Source organism: Flavitalea sp. (assembly GCF_035489435.1).
In the GTDB taxonomy this organism is placed as follows: Bacteria; Bacteroidota; Bacteroidia; order Chitinophagales; family Chitinophagaceae; genus DATHKG01.
Map to the genome: position 1 here is coordinate 1 of NZ_DATHKG010000097.1, position 19,154 is coordinate 19,154.

At 42.0% G+C, this 19,154-nt stretch carries 16 protein-coding genes; 6 read left to right on the forward strand and 10 right to left on the reverse strand.

Annotation, left to right across the window (positions count from 1 at the left end):
* Nucleotides 1–308 precede the first annotated feature (308 nt).
* The 5 genes from VK664_RS16090 to VK664_RS16110 form a co-directional block, all read right to left on the reverse strand.
* Nucleotides 309–794, reverse strand: coding sequence for a VOC family protein (locus VK664_RS16090; protein ID WP_461399708.1), 486 nt, complete (start codon nt 792–794; stop codon nt 309–311).
* Between the two features lie 350 nt (nt 795–1,144).
* The gene (locus VK664_RS16095; RefSeq protein WP_461399709.1) at nt 1,145–2,578 is read right to left on the reverse strand and encodes an FAD-binding oxidoreductase; all 1,434 of its coding nucleotides are present in this window, start codon (nt 2,576–2,578) and stop codon (nt 1,145–1,147) included.
* Nucleotides 2,579–2,941: 363 nt separating this feature from the next.
* Nucleotides 2,942–4,219: a winged helix DNA-binding domain-containing protein gene (locus VK664_RS16100; protein ID WP_461399710.1), complete on the reverse strand. Its 1,278-nt coding sequence runs from the start codon at nt 4,217–4,219 to the stop codon at nt 2,942–2,944.
* Nucleotides 4,220–4,231: 12 nt separating this feature from the next.
* Nucleotides 4,232–4,576 (reverse strand): helix-turn-helix domain-containing protein, encoded by a 345-nt coding sequence (locus tag VK664_RS16105; RefSeq protein WP_461399711.1) that lies wholly within the window; start codon nt 4,574–4,576, stop codon nt 4,232–4,234.
* A 256-nt stretch (nt 4,577–4,832) separates the two neighbouring features.
* Nucleotides 4,833–5,246, reverse strand: a complete 414-nt coding sequence (locus tag VK664_RS16110; protein ID WP_461399712.1) for a response regulator — start codon at nt 5,244–5,246, stop codon at nt 4,833–4,835.
* Between the two features lie 149 nt (nt 5,247–5,395).
* On the opposite strand from VK664_RS16110, the gene VK664_RS16115 reads away from it, so the two are divergent.
* Nucleotides 5,396–6,169: an SDR family NAD(P)-dependent oxidoreductase gene (locus VK664_RS16115; RefSeq protein ID WP_461399713.1), complete on the forward strand. Its 774-nt coding sequence runs from the start codon at nt 5,396–5,398 to the stop codon at nt 6,167–6,169.
* Between the two features lie 53 nt (nt 6,170–6,222).
* Here VK664_RS16115 and VK664_RS16120 read toward each other — a convergent pair whose 3' ends face one another.
* A complete protein-coding gene (locus VK664_RS16120; RefSeq protein WP_461399714.1) occupies nt 6,223–6,624 on the reverse strand; it encodes a DoxX family protein in 402 nt (133 codons plus the stop codon).
* Between the two features lie 141 nt (nt 6,625–6,765).
* Entirely contained in the window at nt 6,766–7,203 is a 438-nt protein-coding gene (locus VK664_RS16125; RefSeq protein ID WP_461399734.1) for a YHS domain-containing (seleno)protein, read from the reverse strand.
* A 317-nt stretch (nt 7,204–7,520) separates the two neighbouring features.
* On the opposite strand from VK664_RS16125, the gene VK664_RS16130 reads away from it, so the two are divergent.
* The 4 genes from VK664_RS16130 (at nt 7,521) to VK664_RS16145 (ending at nt 14,905) form a co-directional block, all read left to right on the forward strand.
* Nucleotides 7,521–11,213: a PAS domain-containing protein gene (locus VK664_RS16130; RefSeq protein ID WP_461399715.1), complete on the forward strand. Its 3,693-nt coding sequence runs from the start codon at nt 7,521–7,523 to the stop codon at nt 11,211–11,213.
* Nucleotides 11,214–11,318: 105 nt separating this feature from the next.
* A complete protein-coding gene (locus tag VK664_RS16135; protein ID WP_461399716.1) occupies nt 11,319–12,407 on the forward strand; it encodes an adenylate/guanylate cyclase domain-containing protein in 1,089 nt (362 codons plus the stop codon).
* 245 nt (nt 12,408–12,652) lie between these two features.
* Nucleotides 12,653–13,762 carry a DUF2911 domain-containing protein gene (locus tag VK664_RS16140; protein WP_461399717.1) on the forward strand — a complete coding sequence of 370 codons (1,110 nt, stop codon included), beginning with the start codon at nt 12,653–12,655 and terminating at the stop codon, nt 13,760–13,762.
* Between the two features lie 225 nt (nt 13,763–13,987).
* Nucleotides 13,988–14,905 carry an arginase family protein gene (locus VK664_RS16145; RefSeq protein WP_461399718.1) on the forward strand — a complete coding sequence of 306 codons (918 nt, stop codon included), beginning with the start codon at nt 13,988–13,990 and terminating at the stop codon, nt 14,903–14,905.
* Here the strand turns inward: VK664_RS16145 and VK664_RS16150 are convergent.
* On the reverse strand, nt 14,900–15,970 hold the full coding sequence (locus VK664_RS16150; RefSeq protein ID WP_461399719.1) for a 3-oxoacyl-ACP synthase III family protein: 1,071 nt from the start codon (nt 15,968–15,970) through the stop codon (nt 14,900–14,902). The genes VK664_RS16145 and VK664_RS16150 overlap by 6 nt on opposite strands.
* Before the next feature lie 508 nt (nt 15,971–16,478).
* Nucleotides 16,479–17,186 (reverse strand): YciE/YciF ferroxidase family protein, encoded by a 708-nt coding sequence (locus tag VK664_RS16155; RefSeq protein ID WP_461399720.1) that lies wholly within the window; start codon nt 17,184–17,186, stop codon nt 16,479–16,481.
* A gap of 494 nt (nt 17,187–17,680) precedes the next feature.
* Between VK664_RS16155 and VK664_RS16160 the strand changes: the two genes are divergently transcribed.
* On the forward strand, nt 17,681–17,881 hold the full coding sequence (locus tag VK664_RS16160) for a hypothetical protein (RefSeq protein ID WP_461399721.1): 201 nt from the start codon (nt 17,681–17,683) through the stop codon (nt 17,879–17,881).
* Nucleotides 17,882–17,944: 63 nt separating this feature from the next.
* Here VK664_RS16160 and VK664_RS16165 read toward each other — a convergent pair whose 3' ends face one another.
* Nucleotides 17,945–19,153, reverse strand: coding sequence for a family 1 glycosylhydrolase (locus VK664_RS16165; protein WP_461399722.1), 1,209 nt, complete (start codon nt 19,151–19,153; stop codon nt 17,945–17,947).
* Nucleotide 19,154 lies beyond the last annotated feature (1 nt).

A 19,154-nucleotide genomic window follows, 5' to 3' on the forward strand; every position in this document is an offset into this window, starting at 1 on the left:
TAAAAAAGCCGATCAGGGAACTAAAAGCAGATCGGAGACAACAGCAGAGACCCGGCATGAACAATGGTATTAACCAGGAATCACAGTGGCAAATCAAACCAACCGAAAGGCCCATCCGGCGAAGGGAAGAACCGAGTGAACATCATGAACGTGCAAAATCAGCAAAGTGAAATTCAGGCAACTGCACGACACTGGCTTCAACGAAATCAGGCAAAAAATGGAACCAACCAAAAGGACCAGGGTGTTACGTATACTACCAGTGAACGCTCAACTCACTGTGTGGGGACAAAATCAGGAACTAATAGCGGTTACATATTATAAGCATCCTCCAGTTCCCTGATGTTGAGTTTTTTCATTTTCATCACTGCCTGGAACATCCTGGCTGCGCGGGCAGGTTCTCCGTTCAATTTCTCAACCAACATCTCCGGAACAATCTGCCATGAAAATCCGAATTTATCCTTCACCCAGCCACATTGACTTTCCTGGCCGCCGTCTTCGGTAAGCTGATACCAGTATTTATCTATTTCTGCCTGGGTTTTACAGGAAACAACAAAGGATACAGATTCATTGAATGTAAACTCGGGGCCCGCATCAAATGCCTGGACAGCTAACCCATCTATCACAAATGTTCCTATCATTATTAAATTCTCCGGGAATGGTGTACCCGGTCCCCATTTTTTGAGATTTGTAATTGTTGAGTTTGGGAACAGACCGGTATAAAAGCGGATTGCTTCTTCTGCCCTGTCGTTGAACCAAAGATGAGGAGCGATGTTTTGTTTGCTTGTTATACTCATGGCTGAAAATGTTTTATTGTATAGACTTAAGTAAATGACATTAATTTTCTGACAATAATTTCTGACATTGATTTTCGTCGATACAAAGATGTCAAAACATTTCCTGCCCTGAACTGTGCAAAAGCGACATATTCAGGGGGTAATCGTGACAGCCAACAGGCAACTTCAATCAATTACTTCAATCACCTGAAAGGTTGAGTCCACTGGTTCAATTACCTACTTCAATCACCTGAATGGCTGAGTACACTGGTTCAATTACCTACTTCAATCACCTGAATGGTTGAGTCCACTGGTTCAATCACTTAATTCAATCACCTGAATGGCTGAGTACACTGGTTCAATTACCTACTTCAATCACCTGATTGTTGGTCCACAGGTTCCCCGGACTCTGACACCGGCTGATTCTGTTGCACCTTTGCGGTAATATTCTGATTCACACGGAAAAGATTTTGTGGATCGTATTTGGCTTTAATGATTGACAATCTTTCATAATTATCGCCATAACTGGCCTTCACCCTTTCATCGCCTTCCTCCATCATAAAGTTCACATAAGCCCCTCCTTCAGAATATGGATGCAAAGCTTGCCAATATTCTTTTGCCCAATTTATTACGGGTTCTTTATTTGTGGGGTCTGCATCTACACCTACCATTACACAGGCATAGTTGCAGTTGCGGTAGTTCCAGGCTGTATCGGTTTTGGTTATCCGGGATGCAGCGCCGTTGATCGGATACAAATGCATGGTCGATAATCCGTGTGGCATTGAATTGCCAAATTGGGCATGAAGGGCGATAGCTTCTCTTCCCAAATCTTTTACGAAATCCGCTTTCCAATACCATTGAAGTCCGGGAGGATAAAAAGCATCAAACATGGTCTGCAAAGCGGGAAAAGGAATAGTGCCAACAAAATCAAGTGCCGGTTTTTTGAAATTTCTTATCGGGGCGAAAAAGGTTTCTGCTTCTTCGGGATCGCCGGTGTAACACCAGACGATGCCGCACATTTTTTTAGAATGTAGTTCTGGCGGAAATGGTTCGACTGCAGGAACTACAAGAAAAGCAAAAAATCCGTTTATATGATCAGGAGCATGAGATAGATAGTCGTGGAACCAGGTCATTCTTTCTTCTGATTCAGTGATATCCCAGAGCATAGGTCCACCATAAACAGTATGCACAGGAACTGTTTTGAATTTGAATGAAACCACTACTCCAAAATTTCCACCCCCGCCTCTTATAGCCCAGAACAGGTCAGGGTTTTTTGTTGCAGAAGCAGTTGTTAGTTCACCGCTTGCAAGCACTATTTCTACTTCAATAAGATTATCAATAGACAAACCGTAATGACGGGTGAGATGGCCAAGTCCACCACCGAGTGTGAGCCCGGCTATACCGGTGGTTCCAAAAATACCGGATGGAACAGCTCTTCCGAAAACATGTAAGGCTTCATCCACTTCTTTCAGCAGGCAGCCACCTTTGACCTGCGCCGTACGATCCTCTGCATTAAAATTGACTGCTTTCATCGCGGAAAGATCAATGACAAGTCCTCCATCACAAATACCAAGACCTCCGGCATTGTGACCTCCGCTTCTTATCGCCAGTAACATTTCGTTTTCCCTGGCAAAGTTTACACCGGCTATCACATCGGCCGTATCTGCACAGATAGCAATAATGGCCGGCCGTTTATCTATCATGCCATTATAAACTTTTCGAACCGTGTCATATTGCGGATCTTCTGGCCTGACAATTGTGCCTTTGAACTTCGAAGCGAGAGTGTCTGTGGTGGCTTGTTTCATGTTGCAAGATTTAGATGAGTGAATAAATTTTGCTTTCAGAACAAAGATATCTGGCAGGACTGCACATGTATGTTGCTTAAAGGTTCAATAAGTTTTCTCTGGAGTACATTTTCTTTCGATAAATAAAAAAGCTCTTGTACTTTCAGTAACATCTATTTCGATAAGACCATCAGCTGAGGGTGGATAAATATTTTTCAGTAATAATTGCGGAGGGCGGACAATATTTTTCAGCATTAATTGCGGAGTGCGGACAAATATCTTTCAACAATAATTGTGTCCTGTGTTCTGTCTTATTAAGTTACAAAAATTATGTATGAAAAGCTGAGAATTTTTCCTCTGTGTCTTCGGGGCTTTTAGGAGATTTCAACTCTTTAAAACGCCAACTTTCAAACCAGTAAAGCTTTCGAATGTTTTCAATGCGGCTTTGATCAGGCCTTTCTGTTTTTTATCCGGGGTTCTGAAATAATCAAACTCAAATAAAGCGGAATTCTGTTTGGTGACCCGTTTGTAAGTGCCGATAACCTGTCCCTGATAAAGAATCATGCAGTCGTATTTATATTGCTGTCCTTTTTTAAAGTTTTGCATGATGGACTTTCTATTCTTGTAGCCCATGATGAGTTCATCATAAACAGGCAACAGAAATAAGTCTTTGTTGAGAGCCTTCCTGGTTTCTGAAATATTTTTGATACCGGAAAGATTGGAATTGGCCTGGATGTCTGAAACTTTGGACGGACCTGAGATTTTTGGATGGATATGGTAATAAATCTCTTCTTCAAAGCTAAACTTATCGAGCGACTGGCCATTGAGGCTGATTCCCAAAAGGCAATCTGCAATGGTTAGACCGGACCAGGTTGAAAAATCTTTTATAGTTGCTGGTCCCCTGCTATTGAAATAACGTTCAGCAAGCTTTAATAATCCTTCTTCTTTATCTGTCTTATTTGGTTTGTTGTTTACCGGGTTGGCGATTGTGATTCTCGCTTTAAAGGCTTTACCTGCACCATCGTTGTTTGTTGTTTTAAGAACGGAATTCAGCAATGCATAAGTATGTTGTTTTCCTTTTCGTTTGCCGTTAGCAACAATACCTTTCAATTCAGCATTCATCATAATATAACCCATGCGAAGTCCTTCGGCATTGACACGATGGCGGGATAGTATAGCTGATAGTTCTGCCCTCGTCAAAGATTCACCATGGCCCAGCGATTGCCGGATAATACCTGCAGCCCGATCAAGGATCTTATCTGTGAGTTCTAGCTGCCTGTACATAAACTTGTTGATTGCCTGTACCCTTTCTGAAGTGAGTGCCTGCATCCATAAAATATCATCGACATGCACGAAGTGCCATGTTGGTCTTAATAAATGCGTCCTGCAAATTATTCCTGATTCAATTTCCTTTTCAATATCAGTATTGCTGAGATGAGGCAGGCGAATACCAAGTCCCCATTTAGTCTGCTCATACTCCTGGCCCTGCACGGCGCCAAAATGGTGTACCAGTTGAGCTGCAGTTTGAATATTTCCGGCAGGCAACCGATTTCCGGTAAGCAATTGATTTCCGGTAAGTAACTGATTTCCGGCAGGCAACCGATTTCCGGCAAGTAACAGTTGATTTTGTAACCTGAGTATAGATATTTCCTGGTGCGTCATAGCTCTACTGATCTATTTTTCATGATCTATTTTGCTTTCATGATCCTTTTTGCTTTTCATGATCCTTTTTGCGATAAGCTCACGGTCCTGTATTTTTCTCCCGGGCGCGTCATCTGACCCAAGTAAGATCAGATCTGTCTCGGCACCGAGCGCTAAGAGTACTTCAACATAAGATCCTATCGAAACGGTCGGACTTCCTTTTTCTATCAGTTGAAGTGTTGAACGGGGAATACCTGCATTTATGGCCATAATGCTTTCCGTGAGTAGTCGGCGCTTCCTGCGAAGTTTGATACTGTCTCCTATAACTTTCAAAATCCTGACTGCGGCTGCCGAGTGTTTATTTTTTTGGGCTCCCATAGTTTGACTGATGTATCAGTCAAATATACGCAGCTTTGACTGATGTATCAGTCAAATTTAAAATTTGGTTTTAAGAATCATCAGGGGTTTAAGAATCATCGAGAGATTTCACTATCGCCATACTCAATACGTCCGCTGAATTTTTGATGATGAAATGAATAGGTCATTCATGACTTCTCAATAACGGCATTTTGATGACTGCAGACCATCATTTCGGACCATTATTTCAGACCCATCATTCCGGACCGTTTATCAATCAAGGCGTAATTGCATCCTGCCAGTAATCATAAATATCTTTCAGCAGGCTTTTCCATTTCTCGTATTGCGGGGGTTTGTAAAAAATGCCCTGGACGGATAATCGGTATGCCCTTGCAAGGTTTTCTTTTGTGGTGCCGGTCGTTACAAAAATCAAGGGAATGCATTTACGGCTTATCTCATCATTGTTTCTTATTTTATCCAGGAGCTGGAATCCATTGATTTCCTGCAAATGAAGATCAGAGATGATGATAAAAGGTTCAGTTTGATGGAGACTGAGATAATCAAGCGCCGATTGCACAGCGCCGAAATATTTGATTTCATTTGGCAGATTCAGTTCCTTAAATATTTCCTGTATAATTTCGTGGTCGTCCAAATCATCGTCAATAACTACAATAGCTCCCCTTTTATTCATCGGAAAAATTAAAGAATTAGCATATGGTTTAAGCAAATCTTAATGAGAGACCATTTCTGGACAGGGTTACAAAATAAATTGATTAATCAACACAAAAATTTGGTATAATTACTTAGTAGGTTTACGGATGAGCAATAAATTCCTCCCGAATGGCAAAGATCTTCATCACTGGCTCCGCAGACGGGCTTGGCAGCATGGCAGCACGCTTATTGATAAGCCAGGGCCACGAGGTCATGCTACATGCCCGAAACGAAGACAGGGCTAAACATGCTTTGAAACAAAATCCAAAGGCATCGCATTGCTTAACAGGAGATCTCTCGATCCTATCACAAACAAAGGAACTTGCCGGTAAAGTTAATGATGCAGGAACTCTTGATGCTATCATATATAATGCGGCTATAGGTTACCGTGAGCCGAAGAAAATACTTACAAAGGATGGCCTTGCAACTGTTTTTGCAGTAAATAGTCTTGCACCTTACATTCTCACTGCTTTAATAAACCGTCCCGGGCGATTAATTTATTTAAGTTCCAGCCTGCATCATCAGGGCAATGTCCGGATGGATGACCTGAATTGGGAGAAGAAGTCATGGAGCGGATACCAGGCATATGCTGACTCAAAACTCCATGACCTCCTGCTTGCATTTGCAGTTGCCCGCAAATGGCCAGATGTGTATTCAAATGGATTGGATCCCGGATGGGTCCCTACAAAAATGGGAGGACCGGGTGCACCCGACGATTTACGCAAAGGTGCAGAAACCCAGGCATGGCTGGCGGTAAGCGAAGAACCGGAAGCGAAGGTTAATGGTAAGTATTTTTTTCATAAGCTGATCAGACGGCACAACATGGTAGCAGCCGATAGTGTAGTACAGGACGAGTTCCTGGCTGCTTGTGCTGTTTTATCAGGAGTTAACTTTCAAGAATAAAATATAGTGGCAAATTGCCAGGAAATTTGATTTGATGGCGCGGCCGCCGTTTATTAACGTTGAATTCCAGGTTTGTGGATTATAGCTATAATTCCCCGTCGGCCTTGGTAAATAATAAAAATGGAAGCGATCATTACAATACATGCATAAATAAATAACAGTCCGTTATCACCTGCCACTTCAATCCCAATTATAAATAAATGAGTAACCAATGCTCCGGACATGATGACAACAGCCATCAAGGCTCCAATCACCGAGGTTCGTGGAATCAGTATTAACACGGATGCAATAAGCTCCGCCACACCTGATGCATACCTGCCCCAGGGTTCAATTCCGACCCTGGTAAAAATCAGGATCGATTCTTCTGCACCGGTAAATTTAAAATACAATGTTTGCATCATAATTGCTGCTGCCACGATGCGGCAGATCCAGGTCACTACATTATTGATACTCATTACGGGAAAGGTTTAAGGTCATAAAAAGGACTTTTATTAAATAGTAGAGGGATGTACAATTGACACAAGTTATAATAATAACTTTTGTTTGGTTGGGAGACTCATCTTGAATTGGGATAATTTATGTTTTTGATGGAAGCTTTAGTGATAATGTTTCGGCCAGTTGCTGTCAGCTTTCTTTTTTAGTTCAGGCTCAGCTTTCAACCAGGTCTTAAGTGTGTTATTAAAAAAGCTGTTGTAAAATAAGTACAGTTTGCCTTCGTAAATCCGGAAAGTTGCCGGATCAACTTCCACTTTAGTCCCATCATTGCCCATCGCAAAAGCGCACCATCCGCCGTATTGAGGCTCATATTTTTCGGGTTGCTTCTGAAATGCTGCAAGATTTGCTGCTGATGAAAACCGATAAATTATTCCCTTATAGTTGTAAGTATAATCAGCCTTGCCTTTTGTTGCTTTGTTTTTCAAAAAATAATCAACCGGGTCATAGCCCTGGATAGCCGGTTTTCCGGCCCCCACATTGAAAGCACTTACCCGTTTCCCGGCAATTGCATCCTGTGCCATAGATATCTGCACAAACATCATTAAACAAATAACACAGCACATTTTTATCATAATCAAAATAATTTTACGAACCCGAGATTATTTACAATTCATCCGATTATTTGTTTCAATCATATACGACGATTTTACCTCAATCCGATTTTACCATGCCGGGGGGGGTCATCCAGGGCTATGCGACATCAAGCCCAACGGGAATGAATATCTTTCATAATTCATAAGTCATGGTTCATATCTATCTTCTTCGTGGCAGGATTTCGGTAGCAAGCGAAGAGAGAGTTGGTCAACATTCACATTTTTTTTTACCAGCCTGTCCAGTTTCTTTATAAATTGAGTGTATGCTATCTGTGATGAACAATTTTTACCCTTTTCTCCAGGGTGGAGGGGAAATGGGAGAACGAACGCGGAACTTTAATTGGGCTAACACATCAATCGGGAAACCCGATACCTGGCCCCAAAGTCTCAAAACTACAGTGGGCATCCTGTTGACTGCCAAATTTCCTATGTTTCTGTGGTGGGGTGATGAATTGATCCAGTTTTATAATGATGCTTACCGGCCGAGCCTCGGTAATAATGGAAAACATCCCAAAGCACTCGGCGCCAACGCACATGAAACCTGGCCGGAAATCTGGCCTGTCATTTATCCACTGATCGAAGATGTGTTAAAAAATGGTGAGCCGGCCTGGAAGGAAGATCAACTCATCCCGATCTTTCGAAACGGACAACTTGAAGATGTTTACTGGACGTTTAGCTATAGCCCGGTGCGTAACGATTCAGGCATTGTAGAAGGTGTGCTGGTGACCTGTACCGAAACGACGAAGGCTATCGAGAAATTAAGGATCGCGAAACAACAAGAAGTTGAGCTGGCCGGCAGGGAGAAGTATTTTAGAATGGTAACAGACTCAATGCCTGCCGTTTTATGGACCACGGATCCTGATGGATGGTGCACTTATCTGAACAAACAATGGTATGATATCACTGGTCAGACTGAAGAAAGCAGCCTGGGTTTGGGCTGGGTTTCGGCAACACACCCCGATGAACAGGCTGAATTGGCCGTGAAATTTACGACAGCCAACAACGCAAAACATCCATTTTATGCCCCATATCGCCTGCGTCAAAAAGACGGCAGCTACAGATGGTCAATTGATAAAGGCACACCGAGATATGATGAAAATGGGAACTATGCCGGCATGATCGGCACAGTAACAGATGTTCATGACCAATACATGGCGGAAGCGAAAGCAAGAGAAATACTTCAAACAAATGAAGAAAAGTTCAGGTCAATTGTTGAGGAAGCCCCGGTGGCAACCTGTTTATTTACAGGTCACGATATGGTAATAGAAATTGCGAATGATCTGATGCTGAGTTTCTGGGGAAAAAACAAGGAAGCTATAGGCAAACCAATTGTTGAGGCTGTACCTGAATTAAAAGGGCAGCCATTTCTTGAAATTCTGACAAAAGTATTCGTCACGGGTAAAGTTTATGAGGGCAAACAGGAACCGGCGATACTTTTACAAAACGGGGTGTTGACTACCCGTTATTTCGATTTTACCTATAAACCTTTATTCAACGCCGCCGGCGAATTATATGGTATTATGGATATGGCCACTGACGTTACGGAACAGGTGATGGTGCAAAGAAGAATAGAAGACACCCAGAGGGAATTGCTTGCCTATTTTGACCAGTCACCCGTGGGTATAGCCGTGATCGATGCAGATGAACTTAGATTTCGAATGGTAAATCCTTTTTATGGACAACTGGTAGGCCGCAGTTCAAATGAGTTGGTGGGCAACCCGCTGATGAAGGCATTGCCAGAATTGTCGGGACAAGGCTTTGATGATTTGCTCAACATGGTAATCAGCTCGGGCTCGCCTTATGCAGCGAACGAAGTTTCAGTGAACATCCTAAGAAAAGAAAAAGTCGAAACGATTTATGTTGATTTATTATACCAGCCAACCTTTGGAAAAAACAAGGAAGTATCAGGGGTCCTTGTCGTGGCTACAGATGTAACCCAGCAGGTACAATCACGTAAAAAAATAGAAGAGAGTGAAGCAAGATTCCGTCTTCTAATAAAAGAAGCGCCCGTCGCTACCTGCCTGTACGTTGGCAAGGAAATGCGCGTAGAATTTGCCAATGAAATAATGCTGGACTATTGGGGTAAAGACAGTTCTGTAATCGGGTTACCAATCACCGAAGTAATTCCGGAACTAAGTGGACAAATATTTCCTGATATCCTAGACCGGGTTTTCAAGACCGGTGTTACTTATGAAGGTAAAGCCAGCCGGGCTGAAATAATCAAAAATGGTGTACGAGGAACCTGCTATTTTGATGTCACCTATAAACCACTATTCGGTACTAACGGTGAGGTATATGCGATACTCGATATGGCAGTTGATGTGACTGCACAGGTGGTTGCCATGAAAGAACTGGAAGAAAGTGAAACTAAATTGCGTAGTATTATTTCGTCGGCTCCCGCAGGCATAGGATTATTTGTTGGCCGTGACCTGATAATTGAAAACCCCAACCAGACTTTCATCGATATTGTTGGAAAAGGCCCTGGCATTATTGGCTTACCGTTAAGAGAAGCAATGCCGGAATTGTTGACGGAAGGTCAGCCTTTCCTAAAAATCCTGGATGATGTTTTTACAACCGGTGTCATGTTTCAATCAGTTGGTTCGCAGGTAAAGATTGTTCAGAACGGTGTAATGACTTATAATTTTTATAATATCAGCTATACTCCTGTATTTAACGAGAAAGGTGAAGTATATGCGGTGCTTGACATTGCCATCGATGTAACCGACCAGATCAAAGCCCAGCAAAAGCTCGAAATAGCAGAATCTTCATTAAGGGAGGCAGTCGAACTCGCTGAACTGGGTACCTGGAGTCTTGACGCTAAAACAGGTTATATTACCTATTCTGACCGACTATTAAACTGGTTTGGCATTGATGACGCAAATAATCCGGGTCCGCCTTCTGCCGTAATCCACAAGAACGATGATGAAAGAGTAAGACTGCTTATAGAAGCCGCCCTTCAGCCTGGCTCAGATGGTTTATTCGATGCAGAATATACTGCGGTTAACTTGATAACCGGCGAGGAAAGGATCATTCACGTTCAGGGAAAAACCGTTTTTGATGAGGAAGGCCTTCCCGTTGTAATAAATGGCACTTCACAGGATATTACTCTACAGCAGCAGAACCAACGTGCTCTTGAAAAACTGGTGGAGCAGCGAACAGAACAACTGGCGGCTGCTATAGAAGAATTGCAGTCAACGAATGAAGAACTCGAAGAATCTAACGAACAGCTAACTTATTCCAATGATGAACTCGCTCAATATGCTTATGTCGCCAGCCATGATCTGCAGGAGCCGCTTCGCAAGATCCGGGTGTTTACCAGCAGGTTGAAATCTTCGGACACTATTGACCAGCCAACACAACTCACTCTTGACAAAATCAGTCTTGCAGCGGAACGCATGACTTTGTTGATACAGGACCTCTTGAATTTTTCAAAATTGTTGAAAAACGATTCGATGTTTAGACCTGTAGAACTCACTGACATTGTAAAGGCCGTGACTAATGATTTCGAATTGACGATCACAGAAAAGGAAGTAGAGATAACCATAGGGCGGCTTCCCGCAATACAGGCTGTAGGTCTTCAAATGAACCAGCTTTTTTTCAACCTGCTTAGCAATTCCCTGAAATTCGTAAAGGCAGGAACCAAACCAAGGATTACAATTGAAGCGATACCCATATCACAGGAACAAGCTGCAAAATATATCCGCAAAACACTTGCATTCAACAATTACTATGATATCATTGTAACGGACAACGGGATCGGTTTTGAACAACAATTCTCTGAACAGATTTTCGAAGTATTTAAGCGGCTTCATGGGCGTGACATCTATCCCGGATCAGGTATAGGATTGTCCCTTTGCCGTCGTATTGCAGAAAACCATAACGGTTACTTATTTGCGGAATCAGAACTGGATCATGGTACAAAGTTCCATTTGATTTTGCCTGATAAACAACAGTAAAGATAGTTATGAGTTATGAGTTATGAGTTATGAAACTTTGGCAACAGAATTCATTATTCATAACTTAACTCATAATTCAAAAATCCACTCACCACTAAATACAACGTGAACAGACAAACAAAGATCAGGTGGAAACAATTAAGGATCATTATCATTGGCTGGATGATAATGGGTCTCCTCATCACCATTCATGACTGGCTTTTACTAAACACTGCAGATTCACTGGGTCTTTCAGACCGGTATTCTTTCATGGGTTCTGCCATTAAAAATGTAGGTGCCGGGTTGATAGGTGCCCTGATTGGCGGATCTACGCTTGTATTTTATGTGAATGTAAAGTTCCAGGATAAACCATATGGTTATACACTGCTGATCGTAAGTACCGTTTTTATAGCTATAGTAACATTGGTGACCATTTTAATGGGATTAATCGTGGTACCTATGCAAACAGGCAAGCAAATTTCTGACCCTGTTTCCAAAACAGCATTTATAGCCTTTTTGAAAGACACATCTCATGTTAAAGCCTTAATTGCCTGGTCTTTCGTGGTTTTCATCACGCAGTTATTACTCCAGGTCAACAGCAAATTCGGCCAGCCGGATTTCTGGAATATTATCAGCGGCAAATACAACAGGCCTAAAGAAGAAAGAAGGATATTTATGTTTGTTGATCTTAATTCATCCACCACTATTGCCGAACAACTGGGTGATGAAAAATATCATTCTTTATTAAAAGATTTTTTTGCAGACATTACTGCCCCTATACTGGAAAACAAGGGCAGTATCTATCAATATGTGGGTGACGAGGTGGTGATTGCCTGGAATTATGAAGACGGCAAAGAAAACATTCACTGCATCCGTTGTTTTTTTGACATGAAATTGCAGATCAAAAAATTACACGCCAGGTACCTTCATAACTATGGCCTGGTTCCCGGTTTTAAAGCGGGCATACATTGCGGACGTGTTGTTGCCGGTGAAGTAGGAATAATAAAAAGAGACATAACCTATTCGGGTGATGTATTGAATACTACTTCCAGGATACTGAATAAATGCAATGAGTATAAGGTTGAGATCATTGCTTCTGCAGATCTGCTTTCTGAGTTAAACTTAGTTAAAGAATTTATCTCCACTCCGCTCGGTGCGATAAAATTAAAAGGTAGAGACAAGGAGGTTTTTTTGAATTCATTGATGTTACCGTAAGACCGGAATTTGGTTATGAGTGATGAGTGAGTGGCGAGGGGCTTAGTGATGAGTTAAATTAATTCATTTGTCTCCCACATCACTCACAATTCATCACTCATCACTCTCTTGATCTTTCTTTCGTAATTCATAACTCATAACTCATAACTCTCTTGCCCCACTCATCACTCATAACTCATAACTCATAACTTTCTTTAAGCCGGTTCCGGAGGGGGTTCTGTAAATTTCGTTACAAAACTATTCAAATGAAAAGCATCTTTACTTTAACCCTCGCCATGATGGCGCTAACCTCCCTTTTTTCACAGATCACATTAACCCGTTTGCCAAGTGGCAATAACAAAAAAGCCATGGTCGGCGAACGCGTTGGTCTTACTGATGTTCTTATTCAATACAGCAGGCCCGGGGTTAATGGCCGCGATGGTAAAATCTGGGGCCAACTGGTATACAAGGGTTTTGAGAACCAGGGTTTTGGAAATAGCAAAGCTGCACCCTGGCGTGCAGGAGCCAATGAAAATACCATCATTGAATTTTCCAACGATGTTTTGATTGAAGGTCAACCGTTGAAAAAAGGGAAATACGGATTTTTTATAGCTTATGATTCGTTGGAGTCAACGGCCATTTTTTCAAGCAACTATTCATCCTGGGGCAACTATTATTATGATGACAAAGAGGATGTGCTGCGCGTCAAAGTAAAGCCGGTTAAAATTCCAAACAGCGTTGAAAGACTGAAGTTCGAATTTATGGATCAGACCGACACTTCTGCTACAATAGCACTGACCTGGGAGAAGCTGATGATACCTATTAAACTTACTACCAATTACACCAATGATCAGCTTGCGGTTTTCCGTGATGAATTACGCAGTCAAAAAGGATTCTACTGGCAAACATGGCAGGAGGCGGCCCAATGGTCACTACAACGCAATGTGAACCTTGAACAGGCTTTACTGTGGGCTGACTCGGCTTCAGGTCCCGTTTTTGGCGGCAACACTGTTTTTGGACCCCAGGCTACAAAGGCCCAGATTCTGCAAAAATTAGGGCGTGATGCAGAAGCTACGACCCTGATGAAAACAGCGCTGCCTTTAGCCAGCATGCAGGAGCTGCATGGATATGGCCGTGAACTGATCAGACAGAAAAAACCAAAAGAAGCAATGGAAATTTTCCAATTAAACTATAAGAAAAATCCTGACCAGTTTACCTCAAAAGTCGGAATGGCAAGGGGGTATTCTGCCAATGGAGATTATAAAAATGCATTGAAGTTTGCGCAACAGGCACTTCCGCAGGCACCCGACCCGCTAAACAAGACCGGGGTCGAAAACATGATTAACAAGCTTAAGAAATCGGAAGACGCAAACTAAGAGAAATATGAATTATGAGTTATGAATTATGAGTGAAGTTGTGAGTGATAGAGTTATGAATTTACACCAATTCATAACTCATCACTTTAATTTATCAAGAACTTAGCACTTTACAAACTCACCATTTACCACTCAACAACTTCACTCACAACTCACCACTCACCACTCACAACTCACCACTCACAACTCACAACTCACCACTCACAACTCACCACTCTACTTGATTTGAAAAAGAAGATAAGAATAGTTCAAGCTGCTTCCATCCTCGGCCTGAAGCCTACGGGTACCCAGCATCTTGCAGACTGTTTTCTAAAAGCTGGATTTGCGGGAATGATCAACGCGGTCCCCGAAATCATTTATATACCTGACCTGAACTATCTGTATAGTTCAGAAATAGATGCGGATACAGGCTGCCTGAATACAAGGGCAATTCAACGCTTTTCACTGTCCTTAAATGAGGCAGTTAAAACAGTACTCAATGAAAATCAGTTCGCAATTGTTCTTGGTGGAGATTGCAGCATCCTCATTGGGATAATGTCTGCTTTAAAAGGGTCGGGAAAAACAGGACTCGTTTTTATAGATGCCCATGCCGATTTTTATTCACCCGAAACATCGGTTACTGGTGAAGTGGCGGATATGGACCTCGCCATCGTTTCAGGCAGAGGGCCGGCGGTGCTCACAGATATCAATCAATCCAGGCCATATGTGGCAGATATCAATCAATCCAGGCCATATGTGGATGATGAAAACATCATTCATATTGGTCAGCGTGATGAGGATGAAGCATCCGCTTATCAGTCGCCTGATATCCGCAAAACGAAAATCAATTGCATCCCTGCAACTGAGGTAACAAAACAGGGCGCCTTTAATATTGCAACAATTGTAAGCGAAAAAATAAATGGATCATTGACTGATCATTGCTGGGTACATTTTGACACAGATGTTCTTGATGATGAAATCAACCCGGCTGTTGATTATCGCTTGCCTGGTGGATTGAAAATAGATGAGGTCCAAACCATCATCAAAGCAGCACTTTCTACCGGGAGATGCCGTGGTATAAGTGTAACCATTTTTAATCCCCTGCTTGATAAAGATGGAACAGTTTGTAATAAACTCGTTAGCTGCATCGCTGAGATTTTATAAACGATAACAAACAGCATTGATATTCATGCCCGCTCCCACTGAAGCAAACAGAATGATATCTCCGGCGGCCAGGGAATGATCTGGTATTACTCCTTTCCGTACCATATCCAGCAAGGTGGGTACAGTAGCAACTGAGCTGTTTCCAAGTTCGCGAATATTCATGGGCATGATAAACAATGGAACATCGGTGTCGGCAAAGAGCATATAGAATTCTTTGACGATGGCGTTGTCCATTTTTTCATTTGCCTGGTGAATAAAAATCTTCTTAAGTTCACAGATGTCGACCTGGCATTTTTCAAGACATTGCTTCATGGCTAAAGGCACTGTTTTCAATGCAAATTCATATACTTTTCTCCCAGCCATTTTCATATACCGGATATGTGGATCTGAATCAGGATAATTCGATTTGCCCATTTGGATAAAATCTGCTTCTTCAAGACAATGCGATTGAGCAACCGAACCGAGGATACCAGCCTCGTTTCCTGGTTCCGCATTAGCCTCAAGAATTATTGCTCCCGCTCCGTCACTGAAGATCATGCTGTCCCGGTCGTAAACATCAATAACCCGGCTTAATGTTTCTGTACCAATGACCAGGCACCTTTTTGCGAGCCCGGCTTTAATAAAACAATCTGCCTGGATAACACCCTGTATCCATCCCGGGCAACCGAAAAGGAGATCATAAGCAACGCAGTCAGGATTTTTTATCTGAAGCGATTGTTTTACACGTGAGGCCAGTGAAGGAACAGCTTCCGATTGTATACCCTCTTTGTTTACATCACCAAAATTGTGAGCCACAATAATGTAATCAAGTGTTTCGGGATCAATACCAGCATCAGCCAGGGCGGACCGGGAGGCACTGGTAGCCATATCCGAAGCATTCAGACCGTCATTTGCGTATCTCCGGGAATAAATACCTGTGACTTTTTCAAATTTTCTTACAATTTCTCCTGCTGCTCCAACAATCCGCTGATGGCGGTCGTCGTAAAAGTCATGCAGGGTGAATTCCCTGTTATCTATAATATCAGTGGGTATAAAACTACCTGTACCTGTAATGACGGATCTCATAAAGCAACACGTTGACTCTCAAACAAAAATTACTACAATATATCACAAAAACAATTCGATGGCTAAAGGTTTGTAATCTTATTGCAAAGTTACGCATGTGGATTGTATTTTCCCTATTGGCACGCGCTTAGTGCAGCCTGTGCCACTTTGCTCTCCAAAGCAGGTCTGAAAAAGGGCTACCCGGAGGTAACCCTTTTTTCAAAAACTACTTATATGTTGATCGCTTCCAGCTTCTCACCGGTCCTGGTTTACAGCCCAGATGCTGAAAGCTACTCAGTTGGGATTGCGCAGTATTTGTTTTGCCTTCCTTGTTAAATTCCTTTCTGGTAACTGCGCCTGATAGAGTGCATCTGTAAATACATGGACATTTCAGAATCATGCCCGTAGAATCATACCTGTTACAATGCACAAGATGAACTAAATGCACTATAGTCATATTAAATGACTACTCTTCTACATTGCCTGACTACTCTTCTTAATTGCCTGACTACTCTTCTTAATTGCCTGACTACTTTTCTTCACTGCTGTCACTATCTTCTGAATCTTCTTCGTCTTCCTGTTCAGCTTCCCAGTTTATATTGTTTTCTGCGATTTCAGAAAGACCGGCATCGGTTTGCTTTTCTTCTTCCAGTGTTTGGCCGAGAAGACTTGCAGCCTCTTCAAGACCCATTGTTTTAGCAAGTGATACAAGACCCCCATAGGTTGCTATTTCGTAATGTTCAACCTTTTGTGCTGCCATAATGATACCCACATCACGGGTCATGCTTCCATCTTCGGTGTCTTCGACAATAGATTCACCTTCTTTCACAAGACCTTCCATAGCTTCACATTTTTTGGCCTGGGCTTTTTTGCCAATCATTTCGAACACCTGTTCAACCCGGGTAATATGTTCCTGGGTTTGTGCAATATGATCCTTAATTGCAGACTTCAGTTGGTCTGTTGTTGCCGCCTTTTGCATTTTGGGAAGTGCCTTGGTCAGATGTTTTTCAGCCCAGTAAATATCTTTCAACGCATCATGAAAGTATTTCTCAAGCTGAGTATTTCCTTGTCCCTGCCCTGCATTGGAAGCTGCTGCAGTTTTTGAGGAACCGGATTGGGATGTACCGGCTTTTGAACCATTTGTTGAGCTCGTTTTTGAACCGTTCGTTGATTTTGTCGCACCCTTTGCAGGAGACGATTTACTGGTATTTGAACCAGCGGTTTTTGTATTAGCCATAATGTAAGATTGAATTTTTAAAAATGAAGTTATACCGGTGTATTTGCAAAGTATGTGCCATAGGACGATCTTTCTATATGCATAAGATGAGATGCTTTAATAGAATGTCGCTGTATAACAGAAGAACTATTGATCACAGGAATTACTGATTGCCAGATTTAGAAAAGATCTTTTAAATCGCATTCAATCATTAACCATTAGTATGGCAATTTCATTACGCAACTTAATACTATGAACAAATCGTGGAAGCTTAGCATCATTTCACAACACAGATGCCCTTTAATTTAACCAGGCTTCAATAATGAGCAGATACGATGTTTGCGCACTGACCTGCAAAACAAAGATTTTGAATAAGATATTTTTTTAAAAGCGGGGAACATCGTATATTTAGAATCTTCCCAATCCCGCCCTGGCAATGGGTTTGACACCCAACTTTACATATTTCTCCTGTTTTACAAGGCACAATAATTGAACAACTGTATAAAAGCGTTAAAATGGAACAAACCAAAACATCCGTGAAAAAATTCGTTGCCAAAACTGCAAGCGTTTCAAATGAAATTTATCCGTTTTGTGAAAAGGCTGCTGCTGAGCGTGGCTCACCTGAAAACGAGGGCAAGGCACAGATTAGCGGTCTACAACTTTTTTCTCTATTTACTGCAGATATTATTAAATCAGGAAAGTTATTTGTACGTTGATTCTGAGAAATCGAACCAGGCCAAAAGTACCATCCAGAGCAGTATCTTGCCGAAGGAACGAACTCACCAACTATCAAACGTCAATCCAAAACTTTCTTCATTTAGTATATCCTTCCATTGGAAAATAAGCGTTTTGTAAGCTTCTCCAACAGGCATAATTTTCCGGTCAAGATCATAAAGACCCAGTTCATTCACATTACCTGCATCATCTCTCAGTGCAGAATCCCAGTCAACCTGGTGAGTAAGGCTATACCAAGTAAACCCAATAATCGGTATTCCGTCATTTTTAAGGCGATGAACATTTGCCCATTGTTTCAACAGCCATTCTTTACATGCAGGCATCCTGATATTCGTTTCAGTATGCATGATGGGTAGCTTGTAACGTCGGTAGTATTGGCTGGTGATCACATAGTATCCAAAGATTTCCCCGGCAGCCTGTGTGTGACCATCAGGAAATACAAGATGTTCATTGGTAACATAATAATCGTTGCCCATAATACATTTCGCCTTTACCTGATTTTGGATGAACCAGTCATAATCGTAACGCGACATGCCATTCGACAGCAGGTATTCATACATAGTGACGTTCAATGGATATCCATAAGTAAGGTCAAGCGATAAAAATCTTTTTTGATTAAGGAACCTGGCCTTCGGAACGGCCAGCGGATCCATCGCATGAAAATACTCGGAAGATTCACTCTGGATAAAAGTTGCCTCTGGCTGAACCTTCAATATGGCTTGCATTGCCATCACATTTCCTTTGCAAAGATGTTTTAATGCAGTTACAAAAGCCCGGTCTGACTGTAGTCTTTCGTTCCACCAACCGTATTGAGCCGAGAACATTGCCGTTATAAAAATTTCATTGATTGGAGTATAAAGTTGAATATCCGGGAACCGCCGCGCGAAGGCTTTTGCATATTCAGCGAAATAATGCGGAAAATCCGGATTCTGAAAATTACCCAACCAGTCAGGTACTCCAAAATGACACAGATCGATGATGGGAGTAATATGAAGTTGCTTCAATTCATTGAGCGCTTCATCTATAAATGACCAATCGTATTGACCGGATCCAAGGTGAGTACTGAAATATTGTGGCCCGTACCTTAAAAATTCTATCCCCTGCTCTTTGACTAACTGAAAATCTGTTTTCCAATGTTTATAATGTCCACATTTCTCCATTTCGTCTACTCTTTTTGTTTGGCCATTTGGGAGTAGGATCGTCGGATAACTATTTTCGATTCCAGTCGAGAACATGAATTTGTTGCCTGCCATT